14 protein-coding genes are annotated in these 11,586 nt (G+C 39.5%); 5 read left to right on the forward strand and 9 right to left on the reverse strand.

Going from position 1 to position 11,586, the window contains the following annotated elements; translation table 11 throughout:
- Positions 1-50: 50 nt before the first annotated feature.
- Together ACO1PF_RS04425 and ACO1PF_RS04430 are read right to left on the reverse strand one after the other, a co-directional pair.
- Positions 51-404, reverse strand: coding sequence for a hypothetical protein (locus ACO1PF_RS04425; RefSeq protein ID WP_423190131.1), 354 nt, complete (start codon positions 402-404; stop codon positions 51-53).
- A 260-nt stretch (positions 405-664) separates the two neighbouring features.
- Entirely contained in the window at positions 665-1,003 is a 339-nt protein-coding gene (locus ACO1PF_RS04430; RefSeq protein ID WP_423190132.1) for a hypothetical protein, read from the reverse strand.
- Between the two features lie 133 nt (positions 1,004-1,136).
- Between ACO1PF_RS04430 and ACO1PF_RS04435 the strand changes: the two genes are divergently transcribed.
- Complete coding sequence (locus tag ACO1PF_RS04435) at positions 1,137-2,273, forward strand: NAD(P)/FAD-dependent oxidoreductase (RefSeq protein WP_423190133.1); 1,137 nt, start codon at positions 1,137-1,139, stop codon at positions 2,271-2,273.
- A 58-nt stretch (positions 2,274-2,331) separates the two neighbouring features.
- Positions 2,332-2,532 carry a C4-dicarboxylate ABC transporter gene (locus ACO1PF_RS04440; protein ID WP_423190134.1) on the forward strand — a complete coding sequence of 67 codons (201 nt, stop codon included), beginning with the start codon at positions 2,332-2,334 and terminating at the stop codon, positions 2,530-2,532.
- Positions 2,533-2,605: 73 nt separating this feature from the next.
- On the opposite strand, the gene ACO1PF_RS04445 is transcribed toward ACO1PF_RS04440, so the two are convergent.
- Entirely contained in the window at positions 2,606-3,304 is a 699-nt protein-coding gene (locus tag ACO1PF_RS04445) for a phosphatase PAP2 family protein (protein WP_423190135.1), read from the reverse strand.
- 203 nt (positions 3,305-3,507) lie between these two features.
- On the opposite strand from ACO1PF_RS04445, the gene guaC reads away from it, so the two are divergent.
- Positions 3,508-4,539, forward strand: coding sequence for a GMP reductase (guaC, locus tag ACO1PF_RS04450; protein ID WP_423190136.1), 1,032 nt, complete (start codon positions 3,508-3,510; stop codon positions 4,537-4,539).
- Between the two features lie 46 nt (positions 4,540-4,585).
- On the opposite strand, the gene ACO1PF_RS04455 is transcribed toward guaC, so the two are convergent.
- The 5 genes from ACO1PF_RS04455 to ACO1PF_RS04475 all read right to left on the reverse strand — a co-directional run bounded on the left by ACO1PF_RS04455 (position 4,586) and on the right by ACO1PF_RS04475 (position 8,230).
- Positions 4,586-4,750, reverse strand: a complete 165-nt coding sequence (locus ACO1PF_RS04455) for a hypothetical protein (RefSeq protein ID WP_177244048.1) — start codon at positions 4,748-4,750, stop codon at positions 4,586-4,588.
- Positions 4,751-4,762: 12 nt separating this feature from the next.
- Positions 4,763-5,317, reverse strand: coding sequence for a guanylate kinase (locus ACO1PF_RS04460; protein ID WP_423190137.1), 555 nt, complete (start codon positions 5,315-5,317; stop codon positions 4,763-4,765).
- Positions 5,318-5,409: 92 nt separating this feature from the next.
- Complete coding sequence (locus ACO1PF_RS04465) at positions 5,410-6,072, reverse strand: undecaprenyl diphosphate synthase family protein (RefSeq protein WP_423190138.1); 663 nt, start codon at positions 6,070-6,072, stop codon at positions 5,410-5,412.
- A gap of 223 nt (positions 6,073-6,295) precedes the next feature.
- The gene (locus tag ACO1PF_RS04470; RefSeq protein WP_423190139.1) at positions 6,296-7,645 is read right to left on the reverse strand and encodes a D-serine ammonia-lyase; all 1,350 of its coding nucleotides are present in this window, start codon (positions 7,643-7,645) and stop codon (positions 6,296-6,298) included.
- Positions 7,646-7,792: 147 nt separating this feature from the next.
- On the reverse strand, positions 7,793-8,230 hold the full coding sequence (locus ACO1PF_RS04475) for a DUF1801 domain-containing protein (protein WP_423190140.1): 438 nt from the start codon (positions 8,228-8,230) through the stop codon (positions 7,793-7,795).
- A gap of 168 nt (positions 8,231-8,398) precedes the next feature.
- Between ACO1PF_RS04475 and ACO1PF_RS04480 the strand changes: the two genes are divergently transcribed.
- Entirely contained in the window at positions 8,399-9,157 is a 759-nt protein-coding gene (locus ACO1PF_RS04480) for a threonine/serine exporter family protein (RefSeq protein WP_423190141.1), read from the forward strand.
- Positions 9,158-9,175: 18 nt separating this feature from the next.
- Positions 9,176-9,643, forward strand: a complete 468-nt coding sequence (locus ACO1PF_RS04485) for a threonine/serine exporter family protein (RefSeq protein WP_423190142.1) — start codon at positions 9,176-9,178, stop codon at positions 9,641-9,643.
- A gap of 112 nt (positions 9,644-9,755) precedes the next feature.
- Here ACO1PF_RS04485 and ACO1PF_RS04490 read toward each other — a convergent pair whose 3' ends face one another.
- Entirely contained in the window at positions 9,756-11,498 is a 1,743-nt protein-coding gene (locus tag ACO1PF_RS04490) for a peptidoglycan DD-metalloendopeptidase family protein (RefSeq protein WP_423190143.1), read from the reverse strand.
- Positions 11,499-11,586 lie beyond the last annotated feature (88 nt).

The raw sequence follows: 11,586 nt of genomic DNA on the forward strand, positions 1-11,586 counted from the left end.
TTCGTCTATCTCTAATGTATTTCTCATAATACACGTTCCAAAATCATTCGTCAACAATTATTTTCAAATTCAGGTGAATCTGTCATTATTTTTTTCAAATAGCGATCTAACAACATATTATTTGAATAAAAGACGATGATGTAGTAAAAAATACTCAAGTCGGATGACTGAATATACATCAAGTAAGCAGCTAAGGCGATTATATCAATACTACTGCTTATAACAATGGCCCATTTCGCTCTATCATCTTTAATTTTATATTTTTTTAATAATTCGGTAACTTTCAAACCTCGGTGCATGGTGATCAAAACATGTGCATACTCTTGCTGGTAGGCTTTATAGATAGCCAAGAGTTTTAAGCTTATATATATAACACTGACGACTATAATTGTGTTTTCCAACATATATCATTCCTTTTTTATGATTTCGTAAATTGACCCTGCCGTTATATTCTTATTGATTCACTTTATGTATCTCCCAGCACTTATTCCTTAATCGTCTGTTTAACAATATAGCGATCCATAAATAGTCTGTTAGCTATGACCCAATCAAGCAGACCGATAGCCAGATACAAAAACTCATTAAAGTGACTGTTTAAAGAAGTAGACCAATTAAATCAGCTTATATAATAGCTCTTTTTACTTTTCCAATACGAATATCTTCATTACTGAGAATACTCCTTAAGTTGATGTTTGATAAATCTGGCAGCTATAAATTTGTTTAACGCCATGAAAATATATAGCACCAACATATAAACCAGTGTAATCTCAGATAAGAACATAAAATATGACAAGGCAAATAATATATCCAAACTGCCCGAAAACAGAAGAATTCTATCGATTTTCTCTTTATTCGGCATTTTTTCGCCCACATAGTCAGCTACTTTAGAACTGGTCAATAATGTTACCGACAAAGAACCGTACTCAGCTTTCATGACATTGTATAGGCCGAACGCTCTGGCGATGATAATTAAACTCAGAAAACTTCCTATCACTATTCCCACTATAATCACTCCCTCCATATCATCTTTACATTAACCTTAGATAAAAGGTGTAGTCCTGTCAATAATTAACTTAACATCACACTGTAAATCCATGTTAAAATAAGGAGTAACAGACTAAAAGAGGTGCAAAGAAATGAAACAAAAGAAAGTAGCTATTATAGGAGCTGGAGTGGTTGGGGCATCCGCCGCTTACTTGCTCAGTAAAGAAGCAGATATCGACCTTACTATTTATGATGAAGGTATCGGACAGGGAACATCTGCTGCTGCGGGCATCATCAGTCCTTGGCTATCTAAACGACGTAATAAAAAGTGGTACAATATGGTGAAAGAAGGCGCAGCTTTCTACCCTGATTTTCTGTCTGAGGTAATGAACGGCGAGCCCATTCCCCCTCACGTCTATAAACGAGTAGGCACATTACTGTTTAAACAGAAGGATGCACAACTGGAAGAACTATTGGCTATTGGAAAAAAAAGACGGGAACAGGCTCCTGAGATCGGTAAGCTGGCTATTTTACCGCCGAATAAAATCAAAGCAATGATCCCGATATACACAAAAAACAAATCTGCACTTTATGCCTCTGGTGGCGCACGAGTTGATGGTGAGAAGTTAGTGGAAACTCTACTCGAAAAAGCAATCAAAAATGGAGCAACACTCAAACGTGAACGCGTGAAAATCGAACGCCAAAACGCTGCTTATTCTATCATTTCTAACGATAAAGCTGAATCAGTGGATGCGGTTGTTTTAGCGGTGGCTGCCTGGTTACCGGACTTACTTGAACCCTTAGGCTACAGCGTAGATATCCGTCCTCAAAAAGGCCAGCTGGTTGAAGTGACGTTTGATGGGTATGACACTGAAAACTGGCCGGTCGTGATGCCGGAAGGTGAGAAAGATATCACACCGTTTGAAGATGGAAAAGTCATCATTGGTGCAACCCATGAAAACGATATGGGCTTTGATCTGACGATTGAAGAATCCGCATTAACATCTATGATAAAAGAAGCGGCAGAGAACTTTTCTCATTATTTCAGTACATCTTCCATCGCCTCTTACCGTTCGGGGACGCGTGCCTATACCTCTGATTTCTCACCATTCATGGGTGAGGTACCTGAATCGCCGAACTTGTTCGCAGCGAGTGGTCTGGGTTCTACAGGTCTTACGGCTGGCCCGATCGTCGGTAAATGCCTGGCGCAACTTGTTTTAAATAAAACAACACCTTTACCCCTTGAAGACTACCCTATCCATCATTATGTGACTAAAAAAAACGAATAATTGTCTGACGTCACTATGTAAGGTATAATTTAAAAAATAGCAAAAAGAGGAGAACGATATGTTAGAATCAAGCAAAGTTGGTAAACTGATTGGCTGGACTGCGATGGCATTAGCACTCATCGGATTTTTCCTATGGCAACTCCCACTGGGCATCATCGCTATCGTGTTAGGTCTAGTTGGCTTGGCTACGCCCGAAAAAGGATTGAACTGGACTGCCATTGCTTTCGGCGCCATTGCCATGATTATAGGCATCATATAATTTTAATAAACTAAAAAAAGAGAGAGCCCCTAGAGTTAGGTTTGTAAAACTAACTTTAGGGGCTCTGTTCAACTTAGTTTGAATGTTCGTCGTTCTTTATCTCTTTTTCAGTCAAGAACAAACTGTAAATACCTAAACTGAGTGACAAGATGGCTAGACCAAGTGAATAGCCACCAATGACATCAGATGGATAATGCACACCTAAATAGATGCGACTGATCCCCATCAATGCAATCAAGGGAACAATCACCAAGGTAGCAGGCAAAATGATTTTCCAGCTCGAATAGGTCCGGATAATCAAAAATAGTAATGCCCCGTAAACAATAATGGCTCCCATCGCGTGTCCACTCGGAAAAGAGTAACCGCCTTGAGTGATCAGGTGCTCTACACTTGTTGGTCTTTCACGTTGGAAAATAAATTTGACTATTTGATTCATCACCCCTGCTCCAAAGACAACTGTGATAACATACCAGAGTGCAATTTTTTTATTCTTTCTGTGGATTCCTGCAAACCAGGCAACGGCTACCGTTAGACTCCCTATCGCTATGGGATTACCTAACCGGGTAATGGAAATGAAAAAGATATTCAGTAACGTTTCGCGTTCTTCATGAATCTCTGCACCAATCATTTCGTCAAGCACACCAATAAATCCCCAGTCATAAAAGCTCATCCAGACCAAAAACAAAAAAGGGAGTGTCAGTATTGATCCCAGTAAAAAAAGTCGTTTCGGTGTTCCTAATTTCTCGATTACAATTTTTTTGAACGGGTTCATCAATCCATTTCTCCTTTTCAATCAATTAGAATTATTTTCCATCTTTTCTGGTTTTTGTGCAACTATTATGTATCATCTCCACTCTTTTTGACTTTGACATTTACGAACTATTTAGGTAAAGTAGAACAGGGAAACAAATATGTTAGAGTAACACTTTTCTCCCAAAATATGTCATTAAAGACAGTAAAATAGAGGAGTATGAAATGAAAGTATTTGATTACGAAGACATCCAATTAATCCCAGCTAAATCGATCGTTAGAAGTCGTTCAGAATGTAATACACAGGTTCAACTTGGCAAACACACTTTTGCGCTGCCCGTTGTCCCTGCAAACATGCAGACAGTGATCGATGATGACTTAGCCATCTGGTTAGCCCAAAATAATTATTTTTATATCATGCATCGTTTTGAAGAAGATCTCAGAAAAGATTTTATTAAAAAAATGAAAAAAAATCAATTGATTTCATCTATTAGTCTAGGTGTAAAAGACGAAGAATATGATTTTATAGAAGAATTGGATCGAGAAAATCTAGTTCCTGACTATATGACCATCGACGTGGCCCATGGTCATTCTGAATTAGTCATTGACATGATCAAACACGTCAAACAATTCTTGCCAGATACATTCTTGATTGCCGGAAATGTTGGCACACCAGAGGCTGTACGGGAACTGGAAAATGCCGGTGCGGACGCGACCAAAGTTGGTATTGGTCCCGGAAAAGTATGCACAACAAAACTTAAAACCGGCTTCGGTACGGGCGGATGGCAATTAGCTGCCCTTTCATCCTGTTCAAAAGCAGCCAGAAAACCATTGATTGCCGACGGAGGTATTCGTACACACGGTGATATTGCGAAGTCTATTCGTTTTGGTGCGACGATGGTCATGATCGGTTCTCTTCTAGCAGGTCACGAACAATCGCCCGGAAAAACGATCGAAGTGGATGGGACCTTATACAAAGAATACTTTGGCAGCGCCTCGGCTCATCAAAAAGGCGAACGTAAAAATGTCGAAGGCAAGAAAATGTTAACGGAGTATAAAGGGGATATTTCCGATACCTTGCTTGAAATGCAACAAGACTTACAATCCTCCATCTCATATGCTGGGGGCAATGACATCGAATCTTTGAGAAAAGTGGACTATGTGATTGTTAAAAACTCGATCATGAATGGCGAAAATTATAATTCAAGTGGGATCGACGTCCCTGATAGCTTTGCTTCAAGTAATTTTACCGACTGACAAATCAAAAAACCACTATCTCCCATCAGGGCGAGATAGTGGTTTTTCATTTATACAGTTCAATAATGATGATGACGATGAAATACAAAAAGACGATAAATAGCGCAATAAATACTGTCCATAAAGGCAAGTCAAAGACTAGGCTTAAGAGCAAGTATATGACAAAAGTAAAGAGCGGGTACGTGACGATTGTTTTTGGATCAATATCCATACCATTACCTTCTCACTTAAAGGATCGTTTCGTTTCTTTTAAGGTGTTGAGAATAGTTTCGACACTCTTCTTAACGGATTTATTTTCAATCACTAAATCTGATTCTTCTATCGGTTCTGATTCGTTGATTGCTTGACTAAACTCGATACGTTCAGCAATCTTATCTTCCTGATCTCCTCTAGCCTTCATTCTTTTTTTCATTTCTTCTTCGGAAACGTAGACAAAAACAACAAACGTTTCTTCAGGATAAACAGATTTCAAAGCCTTTGCGCCATTTTTATCCAAAGAAACATGAACGAGAGGGAACTTGATCAACGCTTCGCGTACCTCTGCTTTGGTCAAGCCATACAGGTTTCCATTATAGACGGTCTGCTCGATGAAGTCGTCAGGGTCCAATTCTTCTTCTTTTTTGAAGTAATAATCTATCCCGTCGGTTTCTCCGGGTCGTGGTTTACGTGTGGTTGTGGTGACCAGCTTCGGATAACCTTTTTTTGATAATTCATCACCCAACGTTGTTTTCCCACTTCCACTTGGACCTACGAGTACTATCAATCGTTTCCCGCTCATACGCGACCTCCTTCCTGTATTCCCTATTTTTAAGCTAAGCCTATTTAATTCAAATCAAGTGTGCAAACATGATTACTGTGACCATATATTCATTAGCCACCTAAAGTTATATCTGTTTCCTGGTACCAAGATAAAGCTTCGTGTAAATGCTCTTCTTTATAGTCTGGCCATAGATCATCAAAAACGAAAATGTCGGAATAAATCGACTGAACAGGTAAAAAGCCGCTTAGTCTTCGGCGCCCACCCCATCTTAAAATCAAATCGATGCGGGAAACATCTTTGGATGCCATCATCTCTGTAATATCCTTTGACGGTGTGCCGGCACTCTCTTCCAATGCGCAATTCAGATCCCAGTTCCATCCGTAGTTAACTAAGAAATTCACTTTCATTTTTCCTTCGCCAAATTTCGTTCGTTTGTTTGCGTAAGGTAATAATTCTTTAGGAAAAACATCCGAATCGGTGTTTCCTAACACGAGTAAATCAGCATCTTTTTTCTTTAATTCATTGACAGAATCAACACAGGCTTTTTGAAACGCTTTTGTTTGGAGCGACGGACGTTTAACATTATCCATGGTAAAGCCATAATAGGTCATTTCTTCAACACCAAGCTCCAGGCAGGCTTCATAGAGTTTCATTCCAGGACCTATGCCATGATTATATCCGTCATGTTTTTTTAATCCTTTAGTTAAGGCCCATCTTCGGTTCCCATCTGGAATAACTCCAATATGTTTTGGTAAACGTTTGTAGTTTTTCATATTTTAATAATCTCCTTCTAAAGTGAACTCAAAAATTTCAAAACCTTGTTGCTATTATCATACCGTTTTTTACCTCTATTCATCAACTAAACAATATATTAATTATTGGAATAGTCTGCAATATACATGTATACATAAGAATAAAATCAATTCATGTTTGTTACGCATTATACTATTTATTTATGTAAAAACCTGACGCTTCTATAAGCACCAGGTTTTTTTGTTATAATTCGTGAGTTTGACACTCTTTTAAAAACTCTTGACGGTTTTTTTCTGGAACCATCGATCCACCTGTTGCCCAGGCAATATGTGTCGCTTGACCCATTTTATCGGATAATCCTTTTTCCTTGATATACTCTTGACCGTCATTAGACTGTATCAGACGGTACGGTCCAATCAAACCAGCAACGGCTGCGGGTTCCAGGAAGATGCTTTCTTTTTCATAGAGTTTACACAGTAAAGCCTTGAAGACGTCATCATCGATCGAGTAGCCGCCACTGAAGAACGTGCGCATCAACTTAGCGACCAGTCCCGAGGTTCGCGGAACTGCTAAACCATCTGCCACAGTTAATCCACCTAAGTCAAAGTCAAAAACAGATATTTCATCATATTTTTGACTAAGCAAGCCAATCATCATGCTCGGCATTTTCGTCGGTTCTGCAAAGAAACAATGGACATGGTCCCCAAAGGCTTGTTTCAATCCAAACGTGATCCCACCTGGCGAGCCACCAATGCCACAAGGCAAGTACACAAATAACGGATGCTCGGCATCAACTTTGATTCCAGCTAATTCAACCTGTACCTTCATACGTAAACCACCCGCTGTGTAGCCTAAGAACAGTTTTTCCGAATGCTCATCATCCACGAAATAACTTTTAGGATCAGCTTCCGACTCAGCACGCCCGTTTTCAACGGCTTTGGAGAAGTCCGTATCATGTTCGATCACTTCTACGCCTATATTTCTCAGATATTCTTTTTTCCATTGTTTAGCTTCAACTGACATATGCACCGTCACTTCAAAGCCTAACTTACGACCCATTGTTCCAACACTGATCCCTAGGTTACCCGTCGTCCCGACAGTGATATTAAACTGTGAGAAGAAGGTCTTGAATTCGTCGCTGGCAAAAACAGCATAGTCTTCATTCGTGTTATCAATTAAGCCGTGTTCAAGCGCCAATTCTTCCGCATGCTCCAACACTTCATAAATAGCTCCTCTAGCTTTGATGGTCCCGGAAATCGGAAGTAAATCATCGCGTTTTAACAACAGACGTCCTTCTAATTTTTCGTTTAAAGCCTCATCTAGATAGTTTTTCATCTTAGTAATTTCTGAAAGAGGTGATTCAATGATTCCAGCTATAACTTCAGTTTCAGGAAAAGCCACACGGATAAAAGCTGCGAAACGTTGCAAACGTTCTTCTGCATCTAGAATGTCCGCTTTAGAAAACTTTGTCTGTGCCGTTGCTTCCTCAGTTGGTAACGTCATCGGGTTTTTCCAAAATACTTCTTCTCCCTGTTTTATATTATTTAATAAGGGCGTTTGTTCAATCAGTTTAGCTACATTCTTATCTGTCATTACAGTCTTCCTTTCAATATCTCATCAACCTATTGGTCTATTCAGCTTAATCATTATAGCACATTAGACCAAGCAGAAAAATAAATGAAAGGCGCTTCTAATCAGATGATAATCTTTCTATAATTTGAAGCATACAACCAGACTCAGTCATTCTTTTATGATGTTTTTTTCACCATACGTATCCGTTAGAAAAACAATAGACTGATGGATGAGTTCTTTTAAAACATCAGTATTTATATCGTCTAGTTTATTTACATACACACAGGCTTTGCCCGCTTTATGCTTACCAAATTCTTTTAACAATTCTTCCCGTTTTTCATCACCGGTCGCAAAATACAGACTGAACCTTGTCTTTCGGGGAGAAAAGCCTACTAACATGCTGTCACCTTCATGCCCTGAATCATATTTATAATGATAGACTCCATATCCAATGATACTCGGTCCCCACATTTTCGGTTCCATACCTGTTGTTTCAGAAAATATATCGAGTAACCTGAACGTATCCTCACGTTTCTTCGGATGCTCGACCGATTCAACAAACGCTACCACACTCGCATCGGTGGGCTGTGTTTTCAATTCATACAAATTATATTCCTCCTCATTGACCTCGCTAGTAGATAATTAATATTAGTCTACCACATAGCATTTCAGGATAGAAATAAGACACCATTCATCGCGTTAAAATCTATTCGCATTTATTATGAAAAATCGTTATACTAGGCGTATTGAAAGTTTCTTTTAGGAGGGTTAGGAATGCAACAGTACCCCGTATCTGCTATTTTAGATGTCTGCGTAGAAGCGGGCAGAGTCATGCTTGAAAATGGCGCGGAAACTTACCGCGTTGAAGATACGCTTTACCGTATCGCAAAAAGTTATCATCTCAAGAACATAAACGTGTTTGTCGTTCCTACTGCCTTGATCATTACTGTCCAGGGAGAAGATGGACAAGACCACACCGAACTCTTACGAATGAACGATAGAATTACCAATTTGGAAAAAGTTTCCATGGTGAACGATCTCTCGAGGCAGCTTTCGAAAAAAGCACTACCTCCCAAAAGAGTGACAGAAAAACTAAATAATATAAAAGACACTCCCACTAACTTTACTCGTTGGCAGCGAAACAGTGCAATGGCAGTCGCTTGTGGTGGGTTCACCTTATTATTCGGCGGCTCCTATTTAGAAATCCTTCCCGCTTTTATTGCCGGAGGCTTAGGTCATTATCTTTTTGAAGTTGTCAATAACTGGACCAACGTCAGTTTCTTTGCTGAAATGGTTGCTTCATTTTTCATTGGACTCTTAGCCGTCTTGTTTACCACTTTGGGATTTGGCCAAGACGTCAACGTCATTATCATCGGCAGTGTGATGTCACTAGTTCCCGGTATGGCCATAACCAACAGCTTCAGAGATTTGATGGCTGGCCATTTACTTGCCGGCGTGGCCGTATTGGCCAAAGCCTTTTTAACCGCCGGAGCTATCGGTATAGGTGTGGCAATAGTCCTCGCATTCTTATAAAGAGAAAGGAGAAATAAAGTGACTTTAAATTATTTAACCTATTTACTTGCAGCCTTTGTTGCTTCTTTTGCCTTTGGTGTCATGTACAACGTGCCTACGCGTACGCTTTTTGCTTCAAGTATCTCTGGTGCTCTCGGATGGTTAGTCTACTACGTCATTGCATTTCAATTTGGTTTTGTTGTATTCATTGGTGCAGGTGCAGCGTCTTTCTTAGTGGCATTTTTTAGTCAGTGGTTCGCCAGATACTATAGAATGCCCGTTATCGTCTTCGCCGTTCCAGCAATTATTCCTCTTGTTCCAGGTGGTTCAGCTTATAATATGATGCGCGCTTTTATTGAAGGCCATACAGAATTAGCATTAATGTACGGGACGGAAACCTTCTTAGTTTCCGGAGCAATTGCCCTGGGTCTTTCTATTAACAGTGGTTTGTTTCAAATTTTCTCTAATCGTACATTCGGCAAGCGTGATAAACGGTATCTGCCATAAGTTATATTTGAATTATAGAGTTTCGTTATCATATCAACTTCTGTAATGATTAATCAAAAAAGAGAGAAAGCAAATTTTATTTGCTTTCTCTCTTTTTTTGCATTATTTAATTTTATCTGATGTAAATCATTGGATCAACGTGTGATCCGTTTTTGTATATTTTGAAATCTAAATGAACACCTGTTGAATGTCCTGTCGTTCCCATGATTCCTAATTGTTGTCCCTGTGATACGCGTTGTCCACGAGAAACACTTAAATTAGGTTGCATATGTGAATAAACTGATGTGAATCCATCACCATGATCAATTCTGACGTAATAACCAAGTGCGCTACTATAACCCGCAGTCGTTACTATACCAGCACGAGATGCTATGATTGGTCCACTTCCTGCAATATCAACGCCTGTATGCAGTCGACGATCTCCAAAGATTGGATGAGTTCTCCATCCGTAAGGCGAAGTAATTCTGCCACTTGCCGGACGTATCCAACCACTACTTGTTGGAGCAGCAACGCTAGACGATGTATTATTTGAAGACGTTGCAGCCTCTGCTGCTGACGCTTTACGTTCTTCTTCTCTTCGTTCAGCTGCAGCCTGTGCTGCCGCTCTACGTTCTTCTTCTCTTTGATTTGCTGCAGCTGTAGCCTGTGCTCTAGATTCTGCTTCAGCGTTTGCAACACGTTCCGCTTCTACTCTAGCTAAACGTTCTTGTTCCTGACGATTTTCGGCTGCTGCACGTTGCTCGGCTGCTTTTTCTCTTTCAGCACGACGTTGTTCAGCTGAATTTCTTTCAGCAGTTAAACTTGCTTGTGCTTCTTGAGCTTGTTCTTCTTGAGCTTGTTCTTTTTGAGCTTCTTCTCGACGTTGTTCAGCAGCTAAAGCCACTTGTTCTTTACGTTCTGCTTCAGCCTGACGCTGTTTTGCTTCTTCGGCTTCTTTAGCAATAGCTTCTTCTTCAAGACGTTTCTCTTCAGCCAAAAGTTTTTCTTCAAGACGTTTCTCTTCTGCCAAACGTTTTTCTTCTGCTATACGTTCCTCTTCAAGGCGCTTCTCTTCTGCAATGCGTTTTTCTTCCAAACGTTTTTCTTCTGCTCTAATCTCTGTAGATAAAGCCATTGTTTCTTGAGCTAGCTCAAACTGTTCGCTGACAAACTGATCTTTTTCAGCGGAATTCATTTGATAACGTTCAGCAACAAACATGATTTCATCATCTAGTTCAACTTGTTGAACCGTTAATTCTTCACGGTTAGTTTCGATCTGTGTTACCAATGTTTCAACTTCAGCTTTTTCAACTTGAACTTTTGACTCAGCTTTAATGACTGCTTCCTGATCGCGTCTCTGATCTTCAATAACTTGTTGGTTAGCAGATACTAATTTGCTGACCACACCAACGCGACTTATCAAATCTGAAATATCTTCTGCCGAAATTATCATATGTATGATGTTCGTTGGATTCCATTTAGTTTGTGTTGCCCGTGCTTGAGTCATCAATTTGTCGTTACGCACTTCAATAGCTTTTGTTAAATCTTCAATTTTTTTATTTAATTTTTCTATCTCTTTGTTTGTTTCTACCAGACGCTGGCTTTGTTCATCCAAGTCCTCTGTCAATTCTTGAATAGTGATTTGAAGTGACTGTATGTTTCCTTCCAGTTCTTGTCTTTCTTGCTCTAAACTATTCATTTCAGCTTCAGTTTCTTCAATAACTGATCCAAGTTTCTTTGAGCGACCTTTATTATTTTCTACTTGTTCTTTTAAGTCTTCTAGGGGCTCCTCAGCTTGAACAACGCTACCCAAAAATGGTGCAAAAGTTGTCAACAGCATCGAGGATACAAGTCCAATGATTATCTTATTCTTCAAGTAATTTTCCTCCATATAGTAGTAGTCATTTATCATTCAATAGTTGTTTTTTAAGGTGATTTTTATATTTCTGATGTAAAACAATAGT

The sequence above is a fragment of the Alkalibacterium sp. f15 genome (assembly GCF_049389645.1).
Lineage (GTDB): Bacteria > Bacillota > Bacilli > Lactobacillales > Carnobacteriaceae_A > Alkalibacterium.

Coding starts and splice junctions, on each gene's coding strand:
- ACO1PF_RS04425 (WP_423190131.1), bottom strand. CDS start 404: ATGTTGGAAAACACAATTATAGTCGTCAGTGTTATATATATAAGCTTA.
- ACO1PF_RS04435 (WP_423190133.1), top strand. CDS start 1,137: ATGAAACAAAAGAAAGTAGCTATTATAGGAGCTGGAGTGGTTGGGGCA.
- ACO1PF_RS04440 (WP_423190134.1), top strand. CDS start 2,332: ATGTTAGAATCAAGCAAAGTTGGTAAACTGATTGGCTGGACTGCGATG.
- ACO1PF_RS04445 (WP_423190135.1), bottom strand. CDS start 3,304: ATGAACCCGTTCAAAAAAATTGTAATCGAGAAATTAGGAACACCGAAA.
- guaC (WP_423190136.1), top strand. CDS start 3,508: ATGAAAGTATTTGATTACGAAGACATCCAATTAATCCCAGCTAAATCG.
- ACO1PF_RS04455 (WP_177244048.1), bottom strand. CDS start 4,750: ATGGATATTGATCCAAAAACAATCGTCACGTACCCGCTCTTTACTTTT.
- ACO1PF_RS04460 (WP_423190137.1), bottom strand. CDS start 5,317: ATGAGCGGGAAACGATTGATAGTACTCGTAGGTCCAAGTGGAAGTGGG.
- ACO1PF_RS04465 (WP_423190138.1), bottom strand. CDS start 6,072: ATGAAAAACTACAAACGTTTACCAAAACATATTGGAGTTATTCCAGAT.
- ACO1PF_RS04470 (WP_423190139.1), bottom strand. CDS start 7,645: ATGACAGATAAGAATGTAGCTAAACTGATTGAACAAACGCCCTTATTA.
- ACO1PF_RS04480 (WP_423190141.1), top strand. CDS start 8,399: ATGCAACAGTACCCCGTATCTGCTATTTTAGATGTCTGCGTAGAAGCG.